General features: G+C 71.1%; 26 protein-coding genes. 18 read left to right on the top strand and 8 right to left on the bottom strand.

Translation table 11 applies throughout. The features are described from left to right. The first annotated feature begins 5 nt into the window (after positions 1-5). From ABD466_RS24325 to ABD466_RS24315, 3 genes are read left to right on the top strand one after another with little or no spacing between them, the layout of a single operon-like run. On the top strand, positions 6-851 hold the full coding sequence (locus tag ABD466_RS24325) for a carbohydrate ABC transporter permease (RefSeq protein ID WP_344659523.1): 846 nt from the start codon (positions 6-8) through the stop codon (positions 849-851). Positions 852-860: 9 nt separating this feature from the next. Next, positions 861-3020 carry an alpha-galactosidase gene (locus ABD466_RS24320; protein WP_344659467.1) on the top strand — a complete coding sequence of 720 codons (2160 nt, stop codon included), beginning with the start codon at positions 861-863 and terminating at the stop codon, positions 3018-3020. Positions 3021-3067: 47 nt separating this feature from the next. Then, the gene (locus ABD466_RS24315) at positions 3068-4108 is read left to right on the top strand and encodes an alcohol dehydrogenase catalytic domain-containing protein (protein ID WP_344659522.1); all 1041 of its coding nucleotides are present in this window, start codon (positions 3068-3070) and stop codon (positions 4106-4108) included. On the opposite strand, the gene ABD466_RS24310 is transcribed toward ABD466_RS24315, so the two are convergent. Continuing rightward, a complete protein-coding gene (locus tag ABD466_RS24310) occupies positions 4105-4704 on the bottom strand; it encodes a TetR/AcrR family transcriptional regulator (RefSeq protein WP_344659466.1) in 600 nt (199 codons plus the stop codon). The genes ABD466_RS24315 and ABD466_RS24310 overlap by 4 nt on opposite strands. Before the next feature lie 70 nt (positions 4705-4774). On the opposite strand from ABD466_RS24310, the gene ABD466_RS24305 reads away from it, so the two are divergent. After that, positions 4775-4963 carry a hypothetical protein gene (locus ABD466_RS24305; RefSeq protein ID WP_344659465.1) on the top strand — a complete coding sequence of 63 codons (189 nt, stop codon included), beginning with the start codon at positions 4775-4777 and terminating at the stop codon, positions 4961-4963. On the opposite strand, the gene ABD466_RS24300 is transcribed toward ABD466_RS24305, so the two are convergent. Continuing rightward, positions 4964-5878: a helix-turn-helix domain-containing protein gene (locus ABD466_RS24300; protein WP_344659464.1), complete on the bottom strand. Its 915-nt coding sequence runs from the start codon at positions 5876-5878 to the stop codon at positions 4964-4966. It abuts the gene before it with no gap. 207 nt (positions 5879-6085) lie between these two features. On the opposite strand from ABD466_RS24300, the gene ABD466_RS24295 reads away from it, so the two are divergent. From ABD466_RS24295 to ABD466_RS24265, 7 genes are all read left to right on the top strand, one after another. Next, positions 6086-6670, top strand: coding sequence for a papain-like cysteine protease family protein (locus ABD466_RS24295; RefSeq protein ID WP_344659463.1), 585 nt, complete (start codon positions 6086-6088; stop codon positions 6668-6670). A gap of 11 nt (positions 6671-6681) precedes the next feature. After that, positions 6682-7497 carry a hypothetical protein gene (locus ABD466_RS24290; protein ID WP_344659462.1) on the top strand — a complete coding sequence of 272 codons (816 nt, stop codon included), beginning with the start codon at positions 6682-6684 and terminating at the stop codon, positions 7495-7497. Positions 7498-7626: 129 nt separating this feature from the next. Then, positions 7627-10470: an AfsR/SARP family transcriptional regulator gene (locus ABD466_RS24285; protein WP_344659461.1), complete on the top strand. Its 2844-nt coding sequence runs from the start codon at positions 7627-7629 to the stop codon at positions 10468-10470. A gap of 99 nt (positions 10471-10569) precedes the next feature. Next, positions 10570-11133, top strand: a complete 564-nt coding sequence (locus ABD466_RS24280; protein WP_344659460.1) for a UbiX family flavin prenyltransferase — start codon at positions 10570-10572, stop codon at positions 11131-11133. A gap of 13 nt (positions 11134-11146) precedes the next feature. Beyond that, positions 11147-12640 carry a UbiD family decarboxylase gene (locus tag ABD466_RS24275; RefSeq protein WP_344659459.1) on the top strand — a complete coding sequence of 498 codons (1494 nt, stop codon included), beginning with the start codon at positions 11147-11149 and terminating at the stop codon, positions 12638-12640. Between the two features lie 21 nt (positions 12641-12661). Then, positions 12662-13075: a DUF3224 domain-containing protein gene (locus ABD466_RS24270; protein WP_344659458.1), complete on the top strand. Its 414-nt coding sequence runs from the start codon at positions 12662-12664 to the stop codon at positions 13073-13075. Beyond that, entirely contained in the window at positions 13072-13212 is a 141-nt protein-coding gene (locus tag ABD466_RS24265) for a hypothetical protein (RefSeq protein WP_344659457.1), read from the top strand. Before ABD466_RS24270 ends, ABD466_RS24265 begins: the two co-directional genes overlap by 4 nt. Before the next feature lie 95 nt (positions 13213-13307). On the opposite strand, the gene ABD466_RS24260 is transcribed toward ABD466_RS24265, so the two are convergent. Next, the gene (locus ABD466_RS24260) at positions 13308-13850 is read right to left on the bottom strand and encodes a YbaK/EbsC family protein (RefSeq protein ID WP_344659456.1); all 543 of its coding nucleotides are present in this window, start codon (positions 13848-13850) and stop codon (positions 13308-13310) included. Between the two features lie 31 nt (positions 13851-13881). Further along, positions 13882-14376 carry a MarR family winged helix-turn-helix transcriptional regulator gene (locus ABD466_RS24255; RefSeq protein ID WP_344659455.1) on the bottom strand — a complete coding sequence of 165 codons (495 nt, stop codon included), beginning with the start codon at positions 14374-14376 and terminating at the stop codon, positions 13882-13884. A gap of 117 nt (positions 14377-14493) precedes the next feature. Between ABD466_RS24255 and ABD466_RS24250 the strand changes: the two genes are divergently transcribed. Together ABD466_RS24250 and ABD466_RS24245 are read left to right on the top strand one after the other, a co-directional pair. Further along, positions 14494-16017 (top strand): MFS transporter, encoded by a 1524-nt coding sequence (locus ABD466_RS24250; RefSeq protein WP_344659454.1) that lies wholly within the window; start codon positions 14494-14496, stop codon positions 16015-16017. Positions 16018-16144: 127 nt separating this feature from the next. Continuing rightward, positions 16145-16549: a hypothetical protein gene (locus tag ABD466_RS24245; RefSeq protein ID WP_344659453.1), complete on the top strand. Its 405-nt coding sequence runs from the start codon at positions 16145-16147 to the stop codon at positions 16547-16549. A 3-nt stretch (positions 16550-16552) separates the two neighbouring features. Here ABD466_RS24245 and ABD466_RS24240 read toward each other — a convergent pair whose 3' ends face one another. Then, entirely contained in the window at positions 16553-16966 is a 414-nt protein-coding gene (locus ABD466_RS24240; RefSeq protein ID WP_344659452.1) for an organic hydroperoxide resistance protein, read from the bottom strand. A 110-nt stretch (positions 16967-17076) separates the two neighbouring features. On the opposite strand from ABD466_RS24240, the gene ABD466_RS24235 reads away from it, so the two are divergent. Next, positions 17077-17607, top strand: coding sequence for a TetR/AcrR family transcriptional regulator (locus tag ABD466_RS24235; protein ID WP_344659451.1), 531 nt, complete (start codon positions 17077-17079; stop codon positions 17605-17607). 2 nt (positions 17608-17609) lie between these two features. On the opposite strand, the gene ABD466_RS24230 is transcribed toward ABD466_RS24235, so the two are convergent. Further along, on the bottom strand, positions 17610-18314 hold the full coding sequence (locus ABD466_RS24230) for a DUF4097 family beta strand repeat-containing protein (RefSeq protein WP_344659450.1): 705 nt from the start codon (positions 18312-18314) through the stop codon (positions 17610-17612). Between the two features lie 159 nt (positions 18315-18473). Between ABD466_RS24230 and ABD466_RS24225 the strand changes: the two genes are divergently transcribed. Then, positions 18474-19073 (top strand): helix-turn-helix domain-containing protein, encoded by a 600-nt coding sequence (locus tag ABD466_RS24225; protein ID WP_344659449.1) that lies wholly within the window; start codon positions 18474-18476, stop codon positions 19071-19073. A 10-nt stretch (positions 19074-19083) separates the two neighbouring features. Here the strand turns inward: ABD466_RS24225 and ABD466_RS24220 are convergent, their stop codons facing one another. Continuing rightward, positions 19084-20685 carry a CocE/NonD family hydrolase gene (locus ABD466_RS24220; protein WP_344659448.1) on the bottom strand — a complete coding sequence of 534 codons (1602 nt, stop codon included), beginning with the start codon at positions 20683-20685 and terminating at the stop codon, positions 19084-19086. Positions 20686-20788: 103 nt separating this feature from the next. On the opposite strand from ABD466_RS24220, the gene ABD466_RS24215 reads away from it, so the two are divergent. Next, positions 20789-21478 (top strand): TetR/AcrR family transcriptional regulator, encoded by a 690-nt coding sequence (locus ABD466_RS24215; protein ID WP_344659447.1) that lies wholly within the window; start codon positions 20789-20791, stop codon positions 21476-21478. Here the strand turns inward: ABD466_RS24215 and ABD466_RS24210 are convergent. Next, positions 21462-22424, bottom strand: a complete 963-nt coding sequence (locus tag ABD466_RS24210; RefSeq protein WP_344659446.1) for an AraC family transcriptional regulator — start codon at positions 22422-22424, stop codon at positions 21462-21464. The two genes, ABD466_RS24215 and ABD466_RS24210, sit on opposite strands and share 17 nt — an antisense overlap. A gap of 91 nt (positions 22425-22515) precedes the next feature. Here ABD466_RS24210 and ABD466_RS24205 point away from each other — a divergent pair, with 91 nt between their 5' ends. Further along, positions 22516-23346 carry an NmrA family NAD(P)-binding protein gene (locus ABD466_RS24205; protein WP_344659445.1) on the top strand — a complete coding sequence of 277 codons (831 nt, stop codon included), beginning with the start codon at positions 22516-22518 and terminating at the stop codon, positions 23344-23346. A gap of 389 nt (positions 23347-23735) precedes the next feature. Continuing rightward, the gene (locus ABD466_RS24200; RefSeq protein WP_344659444.1) at positions 23736-23951 is read left to right on the top strand and encodes a hypothetical protein; all 216 of its coding nucleotides are present in this window, start codon (positions 23736-23738) and stop codon (positions 23949-23951) included. Positions 23952-24031 lie beyond the last annotated feature (80 nt).

Genomic DNA, 24031 nt, shown 5'->3' with positions numbered 1-24031 from the left:
CCGGCATGCGGGCCGGGCGGCGGGACGAATCGCGGGCGCCGTGGGTGCGGCCGTTGGTCGCTCTGATGGTCACAGCGGTGTTCGCGCTGCCTCTGTATCTGGTCGTGGTGAACGTCTTCAAGCCGGGTGACGACATCAGTGGGTCGCCGACCTCGGTGCCGTGGCCGCCGACGCTGGACAACCTGAAGGCCGTGATGGACCGGCCGGACAATCTGTACTGGGCCGGTCTGCTGAACAGCGCTGAGATCACGGTGGTGTCGATCGTCGTGCTGGCGGTGTTGTCGGCGATGCTCGGCCACTACCTGTGCCGCACCCGGAGCCGGTTCGCCCGGCTGACGCTGCTGGTGCTGCTGGCCGGGCTGATGATCCCGCCGCAGGTGATCCTGGTGCCGGTGGTGCGGATCCTGCGCCTGACGCATCTGATGACGACGCTGAGCGGGATGGTCGCGTTCAACGTCGGCTACTACATCCCCTTCGGGGTGTTCGTGTTCGCCGGCTTCATCCGCTCGATCCCCATCGAGCTGGAGGAGGCGGCGGCCTTGGACGGCGCCGGCCGGTGGCGGACGTTCTGGACGGTGGTCTTCCCGCTGCTCCGCCCGGCCACGGCGAGCGTCCTGATCTTCCTCGGGGTATGGATCTGGAACGACTTCCTGGACCCGCTGATCATCCTCGGCCCGGTCGGGGGCACGACGGTGACCGTCGGCGTCTATCGCGCTCTGGGCGAGCACCAGTCGGACTACGGGCAGCTGTTCGGCTTGATGTTCCTGGCCGCGCTCCCCGTGGTGATCTTCTACTTCCTGTTGCAGAAGCACTTCGTCAAGGGCCTGACCGGCGGCGCGGTCAAGGGCTGAAAGGGAATCATGACGCTCATCAGGCCGATTCCCGGAGCACGCGCCTGGGTGCTGACGGCCGGCGGGTCGTGCTCGGTGCTGTGGATCGATGCGAAGGATCGGTTGCTCTCCGCGCACTGGGGTCGAGGGCTGAGTTCGGAGCAGGCGGCGGGGCTGGTGGGAGGCTGCCAGGCGAGCGGTGCCGGCGCCGGCTTCGGAGCGGTCGCCCTGGGTGGGCAGTGGCCGTTCGAGGACGACGTGGAAGGGCCGCTGGAGCTGGCGGTCGGGGCGGCTTTCCAGTTCGGGCACGCGCAGTTGGCGGTGCGGTTCGCCGACGGGACGCGCGAGCTGGAGGTGGAGTTCGCCGGTGCCGACGTCGACGCCGGACCCGACGCCGCGGAACTCGTCCTGAGCTTCGCCGACCGGCACTATCCACTGGCTGTGGAAAGCCACCATCGGGTTCGGAGGGGAAGCCCGGTGATCGAACGCCATCTCGTGGTGCGTCACACCGGTGCCGCCGGCGACGAACCCGTCGACGTGCTGCGGGCCGACTCGGCGTCGTGGACGCTCCCGCCGCTGGCGGACTACCGGCTGAGTCAGGTGCGGGGGCGATGGGCGGCGGAGACGCGCCTGAACAGGTCGTCGCTGCCCTATGGCGAGACCGTGCTGACGAGCCGGCGCGGCATCACGAGCCACCACGCGAATCCGTGGGTCATGGTCGACGACGGCACCGCGGGGACGAGCCACGGTCAGGTGTTCAGCTGCACGCTCGCGTGGAGCGGCAGCTGGCGGATCACGGCCGAGCGGACGCCGGCCGACCGGATGGCGCTGTCCGCCGGGTTCGGCCACGAGGATCTGGTGTGGCCGCTGGCTCCGGGCGAGACGCTGACCACGCCGGTGAGCGCGGGCGCCTGGACGGACGGCGGGTTCACCGCTGCTTCGCAGGCTTGGCACGCGTACCTGTCGGGCCATGTCCTGCCGCACACCGACGAGCTGCGGCCGGTCGTCTACAACTCGTGGGAAGCGACCGGCTTCGACATCTCCCTGGAAGGCCAGCTGGCCTTGGCACGGCAAGCGGCCGAGCTCGGTGTGGAGCTGTTCGTCATGGACGACGGCTGGTTCGGGCGGCGGACGTCGGACCGAGCAGGGCTGGGGGACTGGTGGCCGAGTCCGGAGCGGTTCCCGGACGGGCTCGCGCCGTTGGTGAAGGGCGTACGGGAACTGGGGATGGACTTCGGCTTGTGGGTCGAGCCGGAGATGGTGAACGCGGACTCCGAGTTGTACCGGGAGCATCCGGAGTGGGTTCTGCACCAGCCCTTTCGGCAGCGGAGCGAGCACCGGAACCAGCTGGTGCTGAACCTGGCGCGCGCTGACGTGGCGGCCTGGGTGCACGAGCGCCTCGACCGGTTGGTGGCCGAGAACGACATCGGGTTCTTGAAGTGGGATATGAACAGGCCGCTTTCGGAGGTGGGGCCAGGCCCCGAGTTCGGCGACGCGGTTTGGCGGGGCTACGTCGACAACCTCTATGCGGTGCTGGACCATTTGCGCACTGACCATCCAGGACTGCGGATCGAGGCGTGCAGCGGGGGCGGTGGCCGGCTCGATGCGGGGATCCTGCGGCGGGTCGACCAGGTCTGGACTTCGGATAACACGGATGCCTTGGACCGGTTGGCGATTCAGGACGGCTTCGCGCAGATGTATCCGGCGCGGGTGATGTCCGCGTGGGTGACGGACTCGCCGAATCCGCACACCGGGCGCGCGATCCCCCTGGAGTTCCGCTTCCACGTCGCCATGGCGGGAGTGCTCGGCATCGGCGGCGACTTGACGCGGTGGAGCGGGGCGGAGCGGGAGACCGCGAAGGAGCTGGTGACGCAGTACAAGCGGATCCGGCCGGTGGTGCAGCACGGAATCCGCTACGGCTTCGGCGACGCGGCGGGTGATCTGAGCGGTGTGGAGTACGTCGCGGCTGACGGGTCGGAGGTCGTGCTGATCGCGTATCGGCGGGAGCGGCGCTTCGCGCAGGTGGAGCGTCCGGTGGTGCTGCGGGGAGTTGATGCCGGGGGACGGTACCGGGACGTGCGGACCGGGACGGTGCATCACGGTGCTGTGCTGCTGAGCCGGGGACTGCCTCTGGGACTGGGAGGTGGGGATCCGGCGAGTGTGGTGGTGCATCTGGTGCGAGAGACATGACCGCTTGGTGATCCGTGATCCTCGGTGCTTCGGAGAGGCGTAGGGCTATGCGTGCTGTGCAGGTGGTGGAGTTCGGGCGGCCGCCGGTCGTGGCGGAGGTGCCGGAGCCAGTGGTTCAGGGGCCTGATGACGTGGTCGTGCGGATCGCCGGGGCGGGGATCTGCCGGACCGATCTGCATATCGTCGAAGGCGGGTTGGAAGCGGCGTTCCAGCAACGGCTGCCGTTGACGCTCGGGCACGAGAACGCAGGGTGGGTCGAGGCCGTCGGCACGGGTGTCTCGCACGTGGCGGTGGGCGATCCGGTCATCGTGCACCCCGCGGTCACCTGCGGGTTCTGCGACGCATGCCGCCGCGGGATGGACATGCACTGCGGGACGTGGCGGTTTCCGGGCGTCGACGGCTGGGCTGGCGGCTACGCCGAGCTGATGGTGACGTCGGCCCGCGCGTTGGTGAAGCTGGCGCAGGGGACCGAGCCCGCGACCCTGGCCCCGTTCGCCGACGCGGGTCTGACGGCCATGCATGCGGTGCGGCGGCTGGCGCCGTTTGTGAGCGGGGGTGGTGTGGGCGCGACAGTGGTCTGTCTTGGCGCTGGGGGAGTGGGTCAGATCGCCGTGCAGCTCCTGAAGATTCTGACCCCCGCCACGGTCGTGGTCGTCGAGCCTGACTCCGTGCGCGCCGAAACCGCACGGACTCTGGGCGCCGACGCGGTCCTGCCCCTCCCGGCCGAGCAGGCGGCCGACGCGGTCTTGGACCTGACCGGCGGCCGCGGCGCCCAAGCCGTCCTGGACCTCGTCGGTGAGGGCGCCGTGCCCGAGCAGGCGATGCGCATGCTGGCGAAGGGCGCGGTCTACTCGATCGTCGGCTACGGAGGCGGCGTGCGTATCGAGCATCTCGACATGATCAACCGTGAGCTGACCTTGCTCGGCAACCAGATCGGCACGCACGCGGAGTTGAGCGAGCTGATGAGGCTGGTGGCGGCGGGGAGGGTTTCGCTGGCGACGGAGGTCTTCCCCTTGGATGCCGCTGCGGAGGCCATGGCGGCGGTCGGTGAGGGGAAGGTTGCGGGACGGGCCGTGTTGGTGCCTTAACCTTCTGCCAGATCCGCCAAGTGTCGCGCGACCACCGCTTGCGCGTCCTCCGCTCCCAACCGCGGCGGCTCCGCCATCAGTTGCAGCACCAATCCATCGAGCAACGCGTGCAGTCGCTGCGTCTCCACTGTCTCGTCGCGGCCTTCGCCCAGCTGACCGATCTCGCGGAGTGCCAGCACGACGCTGTGGACCGAGTCGCGGATCATGCCGTCGATCTGGGTTCGGCGTTCGGCGACGCGGGCGTCCGTGTGGGCGAGGGTGACCAGGGCGAACCAGACCTCTGACTCGATACGGCGCGGGGTGTCGAGGGGGAGCAGTTGCTCGAGATGCTGCTGGATCGCGGCGGGGGTGGCTTCCTGCATGCCCGCGTAGACCGTCTGGATGCGGCGGGCTGACTCCTCGGCCACCAGGTCCATGGCGAACAGAACCATCTCCGCCTTGTCCGGGAAGTAGTGGCGGAGGGCGCCGGGGGACCAGCCGGCCTCCTGCGCCACGGAGCGGACGGTCACCGCGTCGAAGCCGTCGCGGAGGGCCACGCGCCAGAGAGCTTCGGTGAGCTCGGCGCGGCGGGCGGTGTGGTCGACGACTTTGGGCATGGCGCGATTATCACACGCGTGTGCTAGATTGGTTGTGATACGGGTGTGTTAAAAACGACGGGAGTCGGGGATGCGGCGCTTTCCGTGGGGCGTGTTCATCGTGGTGGCGGTCGTGCTGAACGTGGTGCGGCAGATCGTCTTCCCGCCGGGGGACGTGGGTGCGGGGGCGACGGTGGGGCTGTTCTTCGTCGTGCTGGCGGTCTCGTATGCGGTGGTCGGGGTGCTGCGTGCGCTCGGGATGGGGCGCGTGCGGGAGTGATCAGCGCCAGTCCCATCGGATGCCGACGATTCCGGGTGGAACCGGGGCGACGTTGATGTGGACGGCGTGGTGGCCGGTCATCGGCAGTTCCTGTTCGGTGCTGCCCTGGTAGGCGAAGCAGGCCACCGGGAGCCTCTGCTGGTCGAAGCGGACTTGGAGGGCGTACTGGCCGGCCGGGAAGCGGAAGCCGCGGTGGAAGTCACTGCACTCGACCGCTGAGCGGTCCACCACCGCGTAGCGGATCAGGTGGGTCTGGTTCGGTCGGAGGGTGAGGTCGAAGAGCAGCTCGGCCACGAGGAGGCCGGCCTCGGCGTCTCTGCGGATGCGGCCGACGCGGCAGTTCTCCAGTGCCTCCAGGTCCACGCGCTCTATGTCGGCGCCCGGGTCGGCGTCGACGATGGCCACGTAGCGGTCGACGCTGTCCTGGTGGGCGCGGAGGACCTGGAAGGTTTCGCGGCGGGGGCTGGAGCCGGTGGCGTCGATCCAGACCTGTTCGTGCTGGGCTGCTATGTGGAGTTTGGTGTCGGCGGCTGTGCCCAGGGAGGCGAGCAGGCCGGTCAGTGCGGCCCAGGTGGGGAGGATGTGCCGGTACTCCCGGGAGCCGGCGGGCAGTCCGATGCCGTGGCCCCGGGGGCGCGGTGGGCCGAGGAGGACCAGCAGGGAGCCGGAGGGCAGTCCGAGGATGTCCTCGAGGGCTGATACGGCGCGGAGCGAGGACGGGCGCTCGGGCCGTCGCCGGCCGTTCTGCCAGCAGCTGAGGGTGGCGGTGCCGACGCGGACGCCGCGGTCGGCGAGGTGGCGCTGGAGGCTGTCCAGGGAGAGGCCGCGGGCGGTGATCGCGGCGCGGAGGGCGTCGGCGAAGGGGCCGGTGCGCAGGGCTGTCGTGGGGTTGGGCGAACCGGTGTGAATGTTCACAGGGAAACAGGCAACTGCGGTGTTCAGGAGCCTGTCAAGGTGCGCTGACCCGGGGTTTGCGCAGTGTTCACAGGAGGGGCGGGTGTGAACCCTTGACGGGGCCTTCACCGTGTCGCCGTGGGGGCTCGACGGGCTCTGTCCGGGCTGGTCAGGGCGGTCCTACGCTCACGCCACCATCCACCCGGACGGACCCGAAGGGAGTCCCCCGTGCCCCCCACCTCGCATGCCAAGCACACCGGACGGCTGCGGGCCGCCGTGCTCGCGGCGGCACTCGCGCTGTTCACCGCCGTCGCCGCACCGGCCTCGGCCGCGACCGCCAACAAGCTCGACATCACCATGCAGGCTCAGCAGTACTCGAACTGGTGCTGGGCCGCCTCCGGCAACACCGTTGCCACGTTCTACGGCTACAACTACTCCCAGAACCAGTTCTGCAACATGGCGTTCGGCAACGACCTGAACGCCTCGTGCTCCAATTCGCAGGCCACCTTGGCCGACGACCAGACCGCCTTCCAGCAGATCGGGATCTCGCCGGGCAACTACGTCACCGGCTACCTGTACTACTCCTCGATCATCCGCGAGGTCGACGCCGGCCGACCGGTGATGGCCCGCATCCAATGGTCCTCCGGCGGCGGGCACATGGAGGTGCTCTACGGCTATGACCAGAGCCAGAGCTGGGTCTACTGGGGCGATCCCTGGCCGTCCGACTACCGCTACAACTGGGGCTCCTACAACTACTACGTGAGCAACGGCTCGTTCTCGTGGACGCACTCTCTCGACTACATCGGCGCGTGAGGAGGCGGACGATGAAGCTCAGCAAGGTTCCCGTCGTCGGCGCGGTGGTGGCGATGACGTTCGCGATGGCAGGCGTGGCGCACGCCGGTACGGCGCCCGCGATCCCGGCAGCACCCTCCGGTGGTGACGTGGCTGCCGCGCGGGATGCCGCGGCCGGTGCGCTCGGCACCGTCGGCCAGTTCTTCGCGGCGGGCGGGCAGAAGCCGCAGGGAGACGCGAAGCAGCTGGCGGCCGCGGCGGTCGCGGAGGCACCGCGCATCGACAGCGCGACGGTGCCGGTCTACTCCCTCGCTCCGGCGTTCGTCGCCGATCCGTCGGCGGCGGGGACGGCGGCGCCGATCGCCCAGCTCGCCTTCATGGCCACGGACACGGTGAGCGCGTCCGGTTCGCATGCGTCGGTGTGGACGGCGCGGGTCGACGGCGGCTGGAAGGTCGTGAACATCGCCTCGGGTGCGGATGAGACCACGTACACGGCCAAGGCCGTGCCTGGCGCCACCGTCTTCCAGGAGCCGCAGATCGGCGCCTGGTACCAGGTGGTCGGCGGCCGGGTCCTGCCCTTGAACGACACCGCGCACGCCTCGGTCGGGAATGGGCTGACGCTCGCGCAGTATCACAAGCTGGTGCGGTCCCGGTACGCCGACAAGCTCCCGGGCAGCGCCTACGACCGCGAAGGCCGCGCCGGCGGGTTCCAGCCGCAGGCCCCGGGCGCGGGCTCCACGGACTCCGCGAACACCGGAGTGATGACCGCCGGCCTGATGCTGACCGGCTTCGGCGCCGCCGGTGCCGGGGTCGTGGTCTGGCGGCGGTCGAGGGTGCGTCGCGACTGATCAGGGCCCGCATCAGGATGCCGCCCGGCGCTCCGCGCGATGGAGTGCCGGGCGGCATCTCGCACCGCCGTAGATGATCGATCCGAGTTAAAGTGCTGACGGCAGGGGACATCAACGGGAAGGTCGGCAGTGCGCTTCGGACTGCTGGGGCCGCTGGAAGTCGACGCCGAAGGCGATCCGACGGCCGTCGCCGCGCCCAAACAGCGCGTCATCCTGGCGTGCCTGGCGCTGCGCCCGAACCAGGTGGTCGCCTGCGAGACCCTGATCGACGCGCTGTGGCCGAACACGAAGCCCGCCAACGCCCGCATGGCTTTGCTGAACTACGTCGCCCGGCTGCGGCGCATCCTCGGTCCGGCCGCCGAGCGGGTGCAGACCGGCAACGGCGGCTACCGCCTGCTGATCCGCGAGGATTCAGAACTCGATCATGTTCACGCCGCGTGCCTCGAAGCGGCGGCGCGGCGCGCGGTGGAAGCGGGTGACTGGCAGCACGGGCAGGTGGTCGCAGAGGCCGCGCTCGGGCTGTGGCGTGGTGAGCCGCTGGAGGACGTGCCGTGCGAGATCTTGCGTGCGGAGTTCGGGGGAGCCTTCGATGCTTTGTGGCTGCGGCTGGAAGAGTTGCGGATCGACGCGCTGTTGGGCGCGGGCCGTTATGAAGCAGCGGTGCCGTACCTGGACAACCTGATCAAGGCGCGCCCGCTTCACGAACCTCTCTATGAGCGGCAGTTGATCGCCTTCTACGGTGCCGGGTGGCGCGCCGAGGCGCTGGCGTCCTACCGAACGCTGCGGGCCACGCTCAGGGAGAACCTCGGCGCCGATCCCTCCGTACAGATGGGCAAACTGCATCAGCTGGTTCTCGCGGATGCGCCGATCAAGTCTCTGCTTTGCCTGTGGCGGGCGACGGATCCGCCGACGGCGGCCACACCACCCACAGCCCCGGTAGTGCAACTTCCTCGACGTCCCCGCTTGCTCATCGGCCGAGATCGCGAACTCGAAGTCCTGACGCGGATGCTCGCCGAGGACGGCACCGACGCCGACGCCGACACCGACGCCGACTGCCGCGTCGCGGTCCTGACCGGCCCGGCCGGCGTCGGCAAGACCTCGCTCGCCCTGACCTGGGCCCACGCCGTCGGCGACCGCTTCCCCGACGGCCGCTACTACCTCGACCTCAACGGCTTCGCCGCCGACGACGCCCCGCTGTCCGCCGACGACGCCGTCGGCGCGCTGCTGGACTTCCTCGCCGTGCCGCCGGACAGCATTCCGGCCACCCCGGCCGGCCGCATGGCCCGCTACCGCGCCGCCACGGCCGACCGCGGCAGACTCCTGATGGTCTTCGACAACGCCCGCGACGCCGCTCAGGTGCGTCCGTTGCTGCCGGCCGGCGACGGCTGCCGGGCGCTGGTGACCAGCCGCCGCGCGCTCGGCGGGCTGGTCGCCCTGGACGGCGCCGAGCAGATCGCCCTCGCCCCGTTGTCCGCCGAGGACTCGCGCACCCTGCTCGTCCGCCGCCTGGGCGATCACCGCGTCGCCGGTCAGGAATCCGCCGTCGAAGCCATCGCCGAACGCTGCGCGCACCTGCCGCTGGCGCTGTCCGTCGCCGCCGCCCGCGCCGCCTCGATGGCGGGCATCCCGCTCACCGCGCTCGCCGAGCAGCTTCAGGCCCGCACGCTGGACACCCTGCACGTCGCCGACGACGCGGCCAGCAGCGTGCGCGCCGTGCTGTCATGGTCATATCTGCGGCTGTCCGAACCCGCGGCCCACGTCTTCCGCCTGCTCGGCCTGCATCCGGGCCCTGAGATCACCGTGCCGGCCGCGGCGGCGCTCGCCGACATCGCGCCCGGCCGGGCGGCCGCACTGCTCGACGAACTCGCCGCGATGAACCTCCTCGCCGACCACGGCGATCCCGGCCGCTACACCATGCACAACCTGCTGCGGGCGTTCGCCGCCGAGCTGGTCGTCGACGCGGCCGTCCCCGAGGCCCGTCACGCCGCGGTCCACCGCCTCTACGACTACTACCTCGGCAGTGCCATCGCCGCCGACCACAGCTTCACCACGCTGCCGGTCGCGGTCGAGCCCGACGGCATCCCCCTCCCACCCGAGCTCGCCGCGCCGGCCTTCGCGGGCGAACGAGAAGGGCTCGAGTGGTCGGCAGCGGAGCAGACCGTGCTCTCCGCCCTGATCAGCCATGGGGCCGACGGCTTCGACGACTACGTCTGGCGCCTGGTCGCCGCCACCTCGTGCGGCCTGATGATCCGCGGCCGGTTCCACGACGCCGCCCGCCAGGGCCGCCTCGCCCTGGCCGCGGCCCGCCGCCTCGGCGACCGCGCCGCCGAGAGCCGGGCGCTGTTCCTCATCGGCCGCGCCCTGGCTTTCACCGGCGAGCACGTCACCGCCCGCTACCAGCTCGAGCGCGCCCTGCGCATCCAGCGCGCGCTCGGAGACCGGGCCGGCCAGGCCGAGACCCACCGGACCCTGGTCACCTGCTGCCGCAACCTCGGCGACCCGGAGCGGTCCTTGCGGCACGCCGAGGAGTACCTCGCCGCGGCCCGCGACATCCGCCACGAGCCCAGCGTGTCCATCGCCATGCACTTCATGGGATCCAGCCTGCTCAACCAGGGGCGCTACCAGGAAGCGCTGAAGTGGAGCACCGCCGCGCTGGAGACGACCCGGCCGCTGGGCCGCCGGCGCAACCAAGCGCTGATCCTGGACACCCTCGGCGCCATCCACCGCGCGCTCGGCGACCTCGACGCGGCCTACGTCTGCTATCAGAGCTCCGCCAACCTCTACAACGACAACGTGGCGGCGGACGAGTTCGACGGATTGCTGGCCCTCGCGGACGCCTACGACGCCTCCGGGCGCCGGGATCGGGCCTGCGAGATCTGGACCTCCGTCGCCGCCCAGGCCGAGAACTACCCGTACATCCTCGAGCGGATCCGGGCCCGGCTGGCCGGCGTCAGCCGGGACGTCTACGAGTGACCTGCGGGATATCGCCGCCGCTCGGCATCGCGATATAGCCGCGATATCGCCCCTTCCTAACGTCTGCCGCGAGAACCGGACGGAGAGGCGGGCGGCACGATGGAACGGCGGCGGCTGGTGGTCGGCATCAGTGGGGCGACCGGGATCGCCTACGGGCTGAAGGTCCTGGAACTGGCCCGCAAGGCCGACGTCGAGACCCACCTCGTGGTCACCCCCGCGGGACAGCAGACCCGAGCCTACGAGACCGGCCTCTCGGCCGCCGACCTGGCCGCGATGGCCGACGTCGCCCACCGTCCCGCCTCGATCGGGGCCGCCATCGCCTCCGGATCGTTCCGCACCGCCGGGATGATCGTCGCGCCCTGTTCCATCAGAACCCTGTCCGCGATCGCCTACGGCAACGGCGACAACCTGCTGACCCGCGCCGCCGACGTGACGCTGAAGGAACGCCGCCGCCTGGTCCTGATGGTCCGCGAGACCCCGCTGACGCTGGGCCACCTGCGCGCGATGACCGCCGTGACCGAGTCCGGGGGCGTCGTCATGCCGCCCGTCCCGGCCTTCTACCTGCGTCCGCGGACCGTCGCGGACATCGTCGAGCACACCGCCGGGCGGGCGCTGGACCTGCTCGGCATCGACGTTCCGGACCTGCCCCGCTGGGGCGAGTGAAGAAGGAAGAACCGTGACCCACCTCAAGAGCCTGCGCGAGTTCCTCGACGCGCTCGACGCCGTCGGCGACCTCAAGCGCATCGACACCCAGGTCGACTGGGATCTCGAAGCCGGCGCCGTCATCCGCCGCTGCTACGACCTCCAGGCTCCGGCCCCGCTGTTCACCAACCTCACCGGCTACGGCGACACCGGCTTCCGGCTGTTCGGCGCCCCCGGCGCGCTCAGCGCCTCCGGCCACCCCTTCGCGCGCATCGCGCTCGCCCTGGGCCTGGCGGCGGACGCCACCGGCCAGCAGATCGTCGAGGCGCTCGCCGACGCGCGCGGCAAGCCCGGGATCCCGCCGGTGGCGGTGCCGCGCGAGCAGGCGCCGTGCAAGCAGAACGTGGTGCTGGGCGACGACGTCGACCTGTTCGTCTTCCCGACCCCGCGGATCCACGGCAACGACGGCGGCCGCTATATCCAGACCTACGGCATGAACATCGCCCGGACGCCGGACGGGACGTGGACCAACTGGTCGGTGAATCGGATGATGATCAGCGACCGCCGGACCCTGGCCTGTCTGATCCCGGCGCCGCAGCACCTCGGCGTGATCCGGCAGCAGTGGATCGAGCGCGGCGAGCAGATGCCGATCGCGCTGGCGCTCGGCGTCGAGCCGGGGCTGCCGTGGGTCGGCGGGATGCCGCTGCCGGCCGGCGCCGACGAGTCGCACTTCCTCGGCGCGGTGTTCGGCGAGGGGATCGAGGTGGTCCCGGCCGAGACCGTGGACCTGATGGTGCCGGCCACCGCCGAGATCGTGATCGAGGGCCACATCGCGCTGCCCGAAGAGACGGCGATGGAGGGGCCCTTCAACGAGTTCCCCGGCTACAACGCCACCGAGGCCACGCCCAAGGCGGTGTTCCACGTCTCGGCGATCACCTACCGGGACGGCGCGATCCAGCCGGTGGTGGCCGCGGGGCCGCCGGTCGAGGAGGACCACACGATCATCGGTGTCACCTCGGCCGCCGAGATCCTGTATCTGCTGCGGGAGGCCGGTCTGCCGGTCTCGTCGGCCTGGTACAACTTCGAGGCCGCGGTGCACTGGCTGACCCTGGCGGTGCGGCAGGACTGGCACGAGACCACGGGCCTGGGCTCGCACGAGCTCGCGGAGAAGATCGCCGCTGTGATCTTCCGCGGCAAGCCGTCGGTGAACGCGCCGAAGATCCTGCTGGTCGAGGACGACGTCGACATCACCGACCTGGCGCAGGTGGTGTGGGCGTTCGCCACCCGCTCGCACCCGGACGTGGACCGCGGCGAGTTCCACTTCCCGCCGGAGCTGAGCATGCAGCTCGCGGTCTACCTCTCCAACGAGGAGAGCCGCTCCTTCCGCGCCGGCAAGGTCATCTACAACTGCCTGCTCGCCGACCTGTATCCGGAGGGGGGCCGTCCGGTGAAGGGGAGCTTCGAGAACGGCTGGCCGGCCGAGATCCAGGAACGCGTGCTGAAGAACTGGCACGAGTACGGCTACTGATCAACCACCTAGGAGAAGACGATGAGCACACCCGCCGCCACCCGCGCGGAGGCCGTGATCACGGTCGCGAAGTACGAGCCCGCGGCCTACGGGGAGCCGGCCGCCGGCGGCACCCTGAGCCGGATCCACGTCGAGGAGCGGTTCTCCGGCGACATCGAGGCCGACGGCGTGGTCGAGTTCCTGCAGGCCGCGTTCGCCGACGGATCCGCGAGCTTCGTCGGCGTCGAGCGGGTTTCCGGGACGCTGGCCGGCCGCGAGGGCACGTTCGTGTTGCAGGACCAGGGCACGGTCGCGGGGGAGCTGGTTTCCGGCGAGTGGTTCGTCGTGCCGGGCTCCGGGACCGGCGAGCTGACCGGGCTGCGCGGGACCGGTGGCTTCAAGGCGAACCTCGGCGAGGGGGCGAAGGTCTGGCTCGACTACTGGTTCGAGGTGTGAGCGGACCGGGCGACGGCAGCGGCGGCACCGGCAAGGCGATCGCTCTGGACGTGGCGTTCGCCCTGGGGCACCGCGCTGATTCTCCGGCCGGATGGATCACGGCGCAGACCATCCGGGTGAACGTCGGGACCGTCTAGCAACGCTTTGTCGTTCCCGCAACGTCGAATAAGGGAGAGCCGGGTTCTGGGCCGTGGGGCGGTCCAGAACCCGGCCTTCCCGGCTCAGTGGTCGATCACCGCGGGACGCCGAGCCCCTCCAGGACCTCGGCTCCCGGCAGCCCGGCCAGCGACGCTCCCGGCAGCCACAGCTTCGAGCCCCGGATCCCGGAGCCCACCACCGCGACCGGGGCGGCGGCCACGGCCGCGTCCACCAGGATCGGCCAGTCGGCGGGCAGGCCGATCGGCGTGATGCCGCCGTACTCCATCCCGCTGAGTTCGACCGCGGTGTCCATCGGCGCGAACGAGGCTTTGCGGGCGCCGAGGTGCTTGCGGACCAGGGTGTTGACGTCGGCCTTGGTGGTGGCGAGGACCATGCACGCGGCGTAGGTGGTCTGCTCGCCGCGCCGGGCCGCCACGATCACGCAGTTCGCGGACTCCTCGGGCAGCACGCCGTACGCGGCGCAGAAGGCCTCGGTGTCGGCGAGGGCGGGGTCGATCGCGGCGACCTCGACCAGCGGGGCGAGGGCCGGCAGCGCGTGCAGGGCGGCTTCGACCGGTTCGGCGAGGAGTTCGGGGCGGTCCAGGGCGGGGGTGCGGACTACGGCTTCGGTCGGCATGCCCCGAATCTACGCCCGCACCGCCGGGTGGTTACGTCCGCGCGGCGAGTGCCGACTCGGCCCGCGAGGCGTCGGACGGTGTCTCGGACGCCGTGCCGGAGGGAGCGCCGGACTCTGTATCCGTATCGGGCGTCGCCGACGTCCCGAACTCGGCGGCCAGCACCGCGCGGTGCGTCGGCCGCGCCTCGGCCAGCTTGGCGAGGCCCTGCTCGGTCAGCACCACGAACACGCCGCGCCGGTCGTCGGCGCACAGCGTGCGCGTCACGAGGTGCTGCGACTCCAGGCGGCCGATCATCCGGGACAGGGCGCTCTGGGTGATCGGGACGTGGTCGGCGAGCTCCTGCACGCGCGGGGGTGTGGCGCAGTCGTACTCCGACAGGGTGTCGAGCACCTCGAACTCGCTGGCCGACAGGCCGTGCCGCCGGTCGAGCTCCAGCTCCAAGGCGTTCCACACGCGGGTCTTGCGCGCGACGAGCTCCCGCCACTGTTCGACGAGGCTTCGCTCAAGGAGGGACTCGGTCTCCATGTCCGCATGGTAACACATGCGAGCGCACAAGGTGTAGCTGCATAAGGTTCTATTGCATAAGGTGCCTCAACATAAAATGCTTGCTCACTAAGTGCACGTGCATGTAATCTCGTCCGCATGAGCCACAGCGACACCTCCACCACCCTGCGTCCCGGCGAGTCCGCCGCGTCGGGACGCTGGCCGCTCCGTCTGTGGGGCGCCCTGATAGTCCTGTGCGGCGCCCTGTTCCTCGATGCCCTCGACACCTCGATGGTCGGCGTGGCCCTGCCGTCGATCAAGGAGTCCCTCGACCTGTCCACCTCGTCCCTGCAGTGGGTCGTCAGCGGCTACGTGCTCGGATACGGCGGGTTCCTGCTGCTCGGCGGACGTGCGGCGGACCTGCTCGGCCGGCGCCGGGTGTTCCTCACCGCCCTGGCCGTCTTCGCGGTCGCCTCGCTGCTGTCCGGCGTGGTCAACGACGGCGACCTGCTGATCGCCACCCGCTTCGTCAAGGGCATCAGCGCCGCCTTCACCGCTCCGGCGGGCCTGTCGATCATCACCACGACCTTCGCCGAGGGGCCGGACCGCAACCGGGCCCTGAGCATCTACACGACCTGCGGTGCCGCCGGCTTCTCGCTCGGCCTGGTGCTCTCCGGCCTGCTCACCGAGGCCGGCTGGCGCTGGACGCTGCTGGTCCCGGCGCCGGTGGCGGCGCTGATCCTGCTGGCCGGCTGGAAGCTGATCCACCGCGACCAGCCCGCGGCCGACCAGCACCGCGGCGGCTACGACATCCTCGGCGCGGTCACCAGCACCGCCTCCGTCCTGCTGCTGGTGTTCGGCATCGTCCGGGCGCCGGAGGAGGGCTGGGCGTCCCCGGTCACGCTGGGCACCTTCGCCGCGGCGGTCGCGCTGGGCGTGGCGTTCGTCGCCGTCGAGCTGCGCGTCGCCAACCCGCTGGTGCGGCTCGGGGTGCTGCGTTCCCCGTCCCTCATCCGGGCCCTGATCGGCGGCGGCCTGATGTTCGGCGGCTACGCCTCGTTCCAGTTCGTCGTGACCCAGTACCTGCAGACGCTGTCCAAGTGGAGCGCCCTGCACACCGCGCTGGCGTTCCTGCCGGCCGGCCTGATCGTGCTGTTCTCCAGCTTCAAGATCGCCGATGTGCTCAACCGCTACGGCACCGCGCGGGTCGGCGTCGCCGGCTTCGCCTTCCTGTCGCTGGGTTACCTGCAGTTCCTGCGGATCGGCCAGACCCCGAGCTGGTGGGTGATCCTGCCCTCGATCGTGGCGCTGGGCCTGGGCTTCGGGATGGCTTTCCCGGCGATCAACGTGCAGGCCGCCTCCGGGATCGCGGACGAGGAGCAGGGCCTGGTGTCCGGGCTGCTGAACACCGCGCTGCAGGTCGGCATCACGGTGGTGCTGGCCGCCTCGACCGCGATCATCGCCGCCAACGGCGGCAGCGGTGCGAAGACCGACGCCCAGGTGCTGTCCAGCTACCGTCCGGTGCTCGTGTTCGTCGCGGTCGCGACGGTCGCCGGGCTGCTGATCCTGGCCAGCGGGCTGCTCAAGCGCAGCCGCTCCGACGTGGAGTCCACCCTCGCCGAGGAGCTGGAGGACGAACTCGACGTCCTGGCCCTGCGAGAGCAGGACGCGCTGATCGGCTAGACCGGCTGCGAGCGACACATCGGCGCCGGCCCCGGAAAGAAAGGGGCCGGCGCCGATGAGTTTCCCGGTGGCACTCCGTCTGACCCGGTGAGAGCTTGAAGACCACCCACCGGAAGGACGCCCCACCATGGCGGAGAAGACCATCGCCGAGAAGCTCGGGATCAAGTCCGGCAAGACCGTCTGGACCTCCCACCCGGACCGCTTCGCCGAGATCGGCGACCTGCCCGCGGGCGTGACCGTGACTTCGGACCTGGGCGCCGCGGCCGTGGCCGTGCTGTACGTGGACGACGCCGCGTCGGCCCGCGCGCTGCTGGAAGCGCACAAGCAGGACGTCGCCAAGCCGCCGGCGGTCTGGGTCGCCTACCCGAAGGCGAACCGGACCGACGTCAACCGTGACACCCTGTGGCCGATCGTCGTGGCCTACGACTTGCGGCCCAACGGACAGATCGCCCTGGACGAGGTGTGGTCGGCCCTGCGCTTCCGCGCGAACAAGCCGGGCGAGGAGGCGTTCAGCGGCGGAAGCAAGAAGTAGCGGCTACTCGACCACTATCTCGACCGGGATGTTGCCGCGCGTGGCGTTCGAGTAGGGGCAGACCTGGTGTGTGGCCTCCAGGAGCTCCTGTCCCTTCTCGTTGTGCAGCGCCTCCGGGAGCTCGGCGCGCAGCACCACCGACAGGCCGTAGCGGCCGCCGTCCAGAGCGTTCAGCGTGACCTCGGCGGTCACCGACGCCTCCGAGACGTCCAGTCCCATCCGCTTGCCGACCAGCTGCATCGCGCTGGCGAAACAGGCGGAGTAACCGACGGCGAACAGCTGCTCGGGGTTGGTGCCCTCGCCGCTGCCGCCGAGCGAGGCCGGCGGCGCCAGCGTCAGGTCGAGCGTGCCGTCGTCGGTGACCGAGCGGCCTTCGCGGCCGACCGACGTGGCGACGGCGGTGTAGATGGGCTTCATGGCGGACCTCCTGCTGGACCGGCTGGTGGGCGGGTGCTCACGGAACTAGACAGATCTGTCTGTCTGGCTGTCGCCGATACTAGACAGACCTGTCTGGTATCGTCAAGTCCGTGAGCTCCGCACGTGACCGCGTCCTCGGCACCGCCACTCGGCTCTTCTACGCCGAGGGCATCCACACCGTGGGCGTCGACCGGGTCATCGCCGACGCCTCGGTGGCGAAGGCGACCTTCTACCACCACTTCAAGTCCAAGGAAGACCTGGTCCTGGCCTATCTGGCCACGGAGTACGCGCGGCAGCGCGGCGTCCTGGAGGCCGTGCCCGGAACCGGCCTGGACCGCCTGGCCTCGATCCTCACCGAACTCGCCGACCTCAGCCGGGGCCCCGGCTTCCGCGGCTGCCCGTTCCTGAACGCCGCCGCCGAGTACCCCGACGCCGCCACGCCGGTGCGCCGCCTCGTCGACGAATACCGCGCCTGGTACCGGGGCCTGATGTACGACCTGCTGGTCGAGGCCGGCCGCTCCGACCCCGACCGCAAGGCCGACCTGCTGCTGCTGGTCCGCGACGGGATCGCGGTCGCCGGCGGGCTCGGCGACCAGGCCGCCGTGCAGGCGGGCGTGCGGACCGCGCTCGAGGTCGTGTGAGCTCACGCGGGCTGCACGGTGACGGCGCCGGCGTCGGACCAGACGGTCAGGCGGCGCGGTGAGGCCGGACTGTCGGTGACGTCGACGCTGCGGTGGCCGGCGTCGGCCTTCGCGTCGACCGCGTAGGCCCCGTCAGGGACGGTGACCGTCACCTCGCCGGCGTGACTGTGCGCGGAGACGGTCGTCGGGGCGGTCGCGAAAGCGAGGTCGACCGCGCCGGCCGAGGCCTCGACCGTCACGGCGGTGGCGCGCAGATCGGTGCCCTCGACGTGGCCGGCGGCGGCCTTGATGGCGATCGGCCCGGACAGGCCCGCCACCCTGACCTCGCCCGCGCCGTCGATCACGGTGAGCGATGTGGACTCCGGGACCGTCACGTCGTAGGCGATGCCGCAGTCGGAGCAGTTCGCGGTCAGGTGCAGGGTGCCGTCGGTCACCGTCTGACCGGGGGTCGGCGGCCGGTCTCCGTGGTAGTCGATGTCCCGGCGCACCACGATGCCGCCGGAGGCGTCGCCCCGGTGCACCGTGACCTGGCCGGCGCCGTTGTCGATCCGCACGGCGCGCACCGGTTCGGTGATCGTCGCGTCGTTCTCGACGTGCCGGTCGTTCAGCCATCCGCACCCTGAGACGCCGACGGCCAGTCCCGCCGCCGCGCCCGCGGCGGCCGCCAGCACGATCCGGCGTGTTCCGGTGCCATTCCCCGCGCGCATTCCACCCACCCCATCGGTTTCCTCGTCGGAGCCGCGCGGGCGCCGATCGCCCCGCGGTCAGGCTCCAGCGTAGGGTTGCAGAGAGTCTTTGCAAAGAGGTTCTGCAAAATCCTTTGCAGAAGTCTCGGCAATGCCGGGCGGGCGGAGTATCGTGACGCCGTGTCCCAGACCCCTCCCGAGCCCATCGGCGACGCGAACGGCGACCGGTCCGCCATCTTCCGCACGCTGACCCACCCGCTGCGCCGCCGCATGCTCGCCTACCTGCAGCAGCACCGCGAGGCGAACTCCACCAGCCTGGCCAAGGCCCTCGGCGAGAGCACCGGCACCACCAGCTACCACCTGCGCAAGCTCGCCGAGCTGCGGTTCGTCGAGGAGATCCCGGAGCGGTCGACGGGCCGTGAGCGCTGGTGGCGTGCGCTGCCGGTCCAGCTGGAGACCCCCGACCCGGCGACCATGGACCCCGCCGAGTTCGCCGCGCTCGCCGAACACGTCCGCGAGCGCGCGGGTGAGGACATCGACCTCTACTACCGGGCCCTCACCCAGTACGAAGGGCCGGACGGCTGGGCCCAGAGCTTCCGTGGCGGCTTCTTCATGAGCAAGGAGGAGCTGCAGGGGTTCGTGCGGGAGTACAACGAGCTGCAGTGGAAGTACGGCCACGTCGATCCGCGTGAGGCGCCGGACGGTGCGCGCCGTATGGCGTTGCGGATGTTCGTCGTCCCCGCGCCGCCGCAGGATGAGGCCGACGCTCCTGCGGAATGAGGCCAGACCGTCAGATCACGGGGACGACGACCGCTGATCCCGGAAGGATCTCGATCCGGTGAGCATGGCGGGTCGCGGCGAAGCGTGGGTGGGCGCCGCCGCTGATCTGGACCCGTATTCGATGGCCGGGGAGGAAGCGGTGCGCGGTCGCCGACATGGCCACGGCGACGGCCACCGCGGTGACCTCCTGCACGGCCCCGTCGGCTGGGACCTTGGCGATGCCGTCGCAGACGTTCCACGACCGGCCCCGCTCGTCCACGTCGCAGAGCCGGACGAAGACCGTCGCGTCGCCCGTGGCCGGGATCCGCGCCATGACGTCTGCCGCGACCGGTCCGATCACCTCGACCGTCTCGGCCAGCGGCGGGGTGGAGTACACGAGAACGTCGGAGCGCTGTTCGACCTTCGAGGTGTCGCGCACGCCCGCGGTGCGCCCGAGGCCCATCCCGCCGAGCGACGGCGTCGGGTCCGCGGGGTCGTAGTCGAGTGCTCGGGCGGCCGAGCCCGGGCCCGGACAGTCGCGGCTCAGCGTGCCGTCGCCCTGGAGGTACCAGGTGACCGGTACCGCGGCGGGCGGCCAGGCCGGCAGTTCGCGCCAGACGGCATCGGGACCGACGCTCACCCGCACGCGCCCCTTCGGCGGCGTCGGGTCGACGAGGTGCCCCTGAAACCAGGCCAGCGTCTCCTCGAAGACCCTCCCGATGCCTTGTCGCAGCGCCGATGTGTGAGTCCACGGCCCGATCAGCAGTGATCGCCCGCCTGCCGGCAGCCGGCCGTACTGCTGGAGCGCTTGGTCCAGTGCGACGTCGGACCAGCCGCCGACGACCAGCGTCGGCACCGTGCGGCCGTCGGCGGACGCCGGGTGGTCCGTGCCCTGCCAGTAGCCGTCGCCGGGATCGGGGTGCGTTATAGCGCCGTCCAGTACGGGCACCCGCTGCCCCATCACCCGCGCCAACTCCTCCGCCGGCTGCTCGGCCCGGACGATCCGTTTCATCCCCCGGGCCAGCCGCACCGTGGCCCCGAGGAACCGGCGCGGCCCGAGATGCTGCGTCTCGAAGGCCGTCGAGGCGATCAGTGCGTCTTCGAGGGCGAACACCTCGCCCCGATAGAAGAACCCGTACGGGTCGTGCAGCGGGATGTGCACCACCATCGCCTTCACCTCTGGCGGCGGCGCGGCGGCCAGGGCCCAGGCCGCGTAGGCCATGGCGCTGGGGCCGAGCAGGCCGAGGCGGCCGTCGAACCAGGTCTGCTCGCGGAGCCAGGCGACCGTGGCGCGGCCGTCGGAACCGTCGTCGCGCCAGGGCTGGACCGTGCCTCCGGATCCGCCGGTCCCGCGCGAGCTTTGCAGCAGCACGTGGTAGCCCTGTCCGGCGAACGCTGCCCCGTACAGCGCGGCCCATGGGAACCCGCGGCCGTACGGAGACCGCACCAACAGGGTCGGAAAGTCGAGGATGCCCTGCGCCCCGGTCAGGTCCGGGAAGTAGCGGTCGGCCAGAAGCTCCACACCGTCCGGCATCGGTATCCGGATGCCGGGTTCGTAGCCGACGCCGTACTTCGGTGCCGGCAGGCCGCGCAGTGTGCGGCGGAAGATCCGGGTGCTTCGGGGGAGCTCCATGTCTCTCGTCTCCTCGGCGTCGGCGGCTTTTCCGTACAATGTACGAGAATAGAGCTGGCAAGATTGTCCGCGCAAGCGATCTCAAGGAACCGAGGGAACGGCCGTGGATCCCGAAACGCTGTGGTCCGACCGCCGCCACCAGCGCGGACGCCCGCCGGCCCACACGCGGGAGGCGGTGGTCGCCGAGGCGGTCGGCGTCGCCGACACCGAAGGCCTTTCCGCCGTGACCATGCGCCGGGTCGCGACGGCGCTCGGCTCCGGCACCATGTCGCTGTACACGTACGTCTCCGAGCGTGACGCGCTCCTGGAGCTGATGGTCGACGCGGTCACCGGCGAACAGGACCTCCCGCCCGCGACCGGCGACTGGCGGGCGGACCTGGCAGCCTTCGCGCGAGGCCAGCGAGCCCTGATGCGCCGCCATCCCTGGCTGCCCGTAGCGCTCACCGGCCGACGCACCCTGGGGCCCAACACGCTCAAGGCCCTGGATCACGCCCTGGCTCTGCTCGCGCCGACCGGGCTGCCGCCGCAGTCCCGCCTCGAAGCCTTCGCGCTGGTCAGCGGGTTCGTCGCCAGCCACGTCGGCTACGAGGTGGCGCAGGAGCAGGCTCTCGGCCGCGCCGAGGACGCGAAGGAATTCGCCGAGTCCAACGCCCGCTATATGACGAGGGCTGTGGCGTCCGGCGCCTATCCCCACCTCGCCGAGGCGATGGCCGCTTCCGGTGCCGGGCCGGCGCCTGAACCCGACGCGACTTTCGAGCGGCTGCTCGCGCGCGTGATCAATGGGCTGACGTAGCCGTCTCGCGCCCCCAGCGCGACGGGCTGACGCCCTTGACCCGCTTGAACGCGACGCTGAAGGCGAACGCGTCCTGATACCCGACGGCTCGGGCCGCCGCGGCGACGGTGGTCCCGGAGCCGTCCCGCAGCAGGTCCGCGGCCAAGGTCATGCGCCAGTCGGTCAGATACGCCAGCGGCGGCTGCCCGACCAACTCGGCGAAACGCGCGGCGAACGCGGCCCGGGACATCCCGGCGGAGGCCGCCAGCTCGGCGACCGTCCAGCGGTGTGCCGGCTCGGTGTGGATCCGTTCCAGCGCCGCGCCGACCGCGGAGTCGGACAGCGCGCGGTACCAGGTCGGCCGCTCCAGCCCGGAGTGCGCACAGCCCTCGCGCAGCGCCAGCACCAGGATCAGGTCCAGCATGCGGTGCAGCACCGCGTCCTGGCCGGGCTCGTCCAACGCGGCTTCCGCGCTGAGCAGGTCCAGCGCCGCGCCGGTGCGAGGGTTGGCCGGGATCCGCGCCACCGGCGGAAGCGTGGACAACAGCCGCCGCCCGGCGTCGCCCTGCGGCTCGTACGTTCCGCGCAGCACCGTGGTCGCACCCGGCAGGCCGTCACCATACGTGCGAGGAGCCAGAGTGGTGACCAGGCCGGCGTGGTGCTCGGAGGCTCCGAGCAGCTGCTTGTGCCCGGCGCGGATCACGACCTGCGGGGCGGTCCCCAGGTCGTCGGAGATCGTGTGCCGCCTGGTCTGCGTGACCAGGGCGATGTCCCCGGCGGCGAGGTCGGCCGGCGCCACGTCCGGCCGGTCGTCCAAGCGCAGCACCGCCGGGCCGCCGAGGGCGGCGAACACGGTCAGCGGCGGGGCCTCGTCGAACGTCATGGACCACGGCGGCCGCTGGATCAGCTGCCGCACGTCGGCGTCGCTGGTCCGGGAGCGGCGGAGCAGGTCGCTGAGGGCGTCCACGGCTCCACGGTAGCCGAAGGGCAGACGATCACAAAGGTTTCAGCGACAGATTCCCATGGATCGTCCAGGCGATCAGCGATTCCCTGAAGTCATGAAGCACACCCTGATCCTCGCCGGCACCGGCAAGACCGGCCGCCGCGTGGCCTCCCGCCTCACTTCCGCCGGCCACCCGGTCCGCACCGCGGCCCGCACCGGCGGCGACGTCCACTTCGACCTCGACGACGCCGCCACCTGGCCGGCCGCCCTCGACGGCGTCGCCGCCGCGTACCTCGTCGAGCCCAGCCTGGAAGCCGGCGCCGAGCACCCGCCGCGCATCGCGCGCCTGGTCGCCGCGGCTGTCGCCGCCGGCGTCCGCCGCCTGGTCCTGCTGTCGGCCCCGGGCGCCGACGTCGAAGGCCACCCCCTCCACACCACCGACCTCGCGGTCCGCACCTCCGGCGTCGAGTGGACGGTCCTGCGCCCGAACTGGTTCTCGCAGAACTTCAGCGAGGACTTCTGGCTCCCGGCGGTCCGCGGCGGCACCCTGGCGCTCCCCACCGGGCAGGGCCGCGTCCCCTTCATCGACGCCGAGGACATCGCCGACGTCGCGGCCGCCGCCCTCACCGAGGACCGCCACGCGGGCCAGGTCTACGCGTTGACCGGCCCCCGTGCGATCAGCTTCGGCGAGGCGGCGGAGCTGATCGCGACCGCATCGGGACGCCCACTGCGCTATGTGGACACCGCTCCTGACGACTTCCTTCAACAGCAGCTCTCTTACGGAATCCCGCAAACGGCGGCCGAGCGCCTGACCCAACTCTTGGTGAGCATCAGCACCGGAGGGCACGAGGACCTGCACGACGGTGTCCAGCGGGCCCTGGGCCGTGCGCCAAGGCGGTTCGAGGACTTCGTCGTCGAGGCTGCCGCCACGGGCTGCTGGAGCTGAGACCGTAAACAGCTTGCAGGGTCCTGCAACGCTTGTGCGGTGACCTCGACCAACCGGCCCGACGTCGATCCTTACCGCCTCTATCTGAGTCTCCAGGCGGGGATGGCGTTCCTGAACGCGCTCGCGTTCACAACGGCTGTCGTGTACTGGGTCCAAGGCGCCGGACTCAGTCCGCTCCTTGTCGGCATGGTCGGCTCCGTAGCGTCGATCCGTATAGCGCTGCTCACAGGGGCGGCTGCCTTGGTGCCCGCCTCCGGGATCCTCATGCGTCTACGCTCCCGAGCTCGCTAGTCCGGGCCGCCATCCGAATGGCGGAACGCCCGCTCCGGATGGCGGCAGCCCGGCGCTCCCCGGGGGCGGCGGACGCAGGCCTCGGATACGAAGGACCCATGTCCGACTTCGTGACCGGCGAGCAGTACGAGATCACCGCCGGGCCCTACAGCGCCGTGATCACTGAAGCGGGAGCGGGCCTTCGGGAGCTGACGCACGAGGGCGGGCACCTGATCCTCGCCCACGGTCCCGATGAGCCCGCGCCGGCCGCGTTCGGCCAGCTCCTGATCCCGGGGCCGAACCGGGTCGACCGGGGCCGGGCTGCGAGCCGATGACCGGGCCGCCGAACGCCCTGGCCGGCGGCGTCGACCTCATCCGTCTGGAACCGGGGGCCGAGTACCGCGGTTCCTGGGGG

Source organism: Catenulispora subtropica (genome assembly GCF_039531675.1).
Lineage (GTDB): Bacteria > Actinomycetota > Actinomycetes > Streptomycetales > Catenulisporaceae > Catenulispora > Catenulispora subtropica.
The sequence above is the reverse complement of the archived record's forward strand: the minus strand, read 5'-3'. Positions and strand labels throughout refer to the sequence as shown.

What these genes read in the sequence shown, in the direction of transcription:
- ABD466_RS24305 (WP_344659465.1), top strand. Translation starts at nt 4,775, where the DNA reads ATGCGGCGCTTTCCGTGGGGCGTGTTCATCGTGGTGGCGGTCGTGCTG.
- ABD466_RS24230 (WP_344659450.1), bottom strand. Translation starts at nt 18,314, where the DNA reads ATGCGCGCGGGGAATGGCACCGGAACACGCCGGATCGTGCTGGCGGCC.
- ABD466_RS24315 (WP_344659522.1), top strand. Translation starts at nt 3,068, where the DNA reads ATGCGTGCTGTGCAGGTGGTGGAGTTCGGGCGGCCGCCGGTCGTGGCG.
- ABD466_RS24260 (WP_344659456.1), bottom strand. Translation starts at nt 13,850, where the DNA reads ATGCCGACCGAAGCCGTAGTCCGCACCCCCGCCCTGGACCGCCCCGAA.
- ABD466_RS24270 (WP_344659458.1), top strand. Translation starts at nt 12,662, where the DNA reads ATGAGCACACCCGCCGCCACCCGCGCGGAGGCCGTGATCACGGTCGCG.
- ABD466_RS24200 (WP_344659444.1), top strand. Translation starts at nt 23,736, where the DNA reads ATGTCCGACTTCGTGACCGGCGAGCAGTACGAGATCACCGCCGGGCCC.
- ABD466_RS24290 (WP_344659462.1), top strand. Translation starts at nt 6,682, where the DNA reads ATGAAGCTCAGCAAGGTTCCCGTCGTCGGCGCGGTGGTGGCGATGACG.
- ABD466_RS24310 (WP_344659466.1), bottom strand. Translation starts at nt 4,704, where the DNA reads ATGCCCAAAGTCGTCGACCACACCGCCCGCCGCGCCGAGCTCACCGAA.
- ABD466_RS24220 (WP_344659448.1), bottom strand. Translation starts at nt 20,685, where the DNA reads ATGGAGCTCCCCCGAAGCACCCGGATCTTCCGCCGCACACTGCGCGGC.
- ABD466_RS24205 (WP_344659445.1), top strand. Translation starts at nt 22,516, where the DNA reads ATGAAGCACACCCTGATCCTCGCCGGCACCGGCAAGACCGGCCGCCGC.
- ABD466_RS24280 (WP_344659460.1), top strand. Translation starts at nt 10,570, where the DNA reads ATGGAACGGCGGCGGCTGGTGGTCGGCATCAGTGGGGCGACCGGGATC.
- ABD466_RS24325 (WP_344659523.1), top strand. Translation starts at nt 6, where the DNA reads ATGCGGGCCGGGCGGCGGGACGAATCGCGGGCGCCGTGGGTGCGGCCG.
- ABD466_RS24240 (WP_344659452.1), bottom strand. Translation starts at nt 16,966, where the DNA reads ATGAAGCCCATCTACACCGCCGTCGCCACGTCGGTCGGCCGCGAAGGC.
- ABD466_RS24250 (WP_344659454.1), top strand. Translation starts at nt 14,494, where the DNA reads ATGAGCCACAGCGACACCTCCACCACCCTGCGTCCCGGCGAGTCCGCC.
- ABD466_RS24245 (WP_344659453.1), top strand. Translation starts at nt 16,145, where the DNA reads ATGGCGGAGAAGACCATCGCCGAGAAGCTCGGGATCAAGTCCGGCAAG.
- ABD466_RS24255 (WP_344659455.1), bottom strand. Translation starts at nt 14,376, where the DNA reads ATGGAGACCGAGTCCCTCCTTGAGCGAAGCCTCGTCGAACAGTGGCGG.
- ABD466_RS24320 (WP_344659467.1), top strand. Translation starts at nt 861, where the DNA reads ATGACGCTCATCAGGCCGATTCCCGGAGCACGCGCCTGGGTGCTGACG.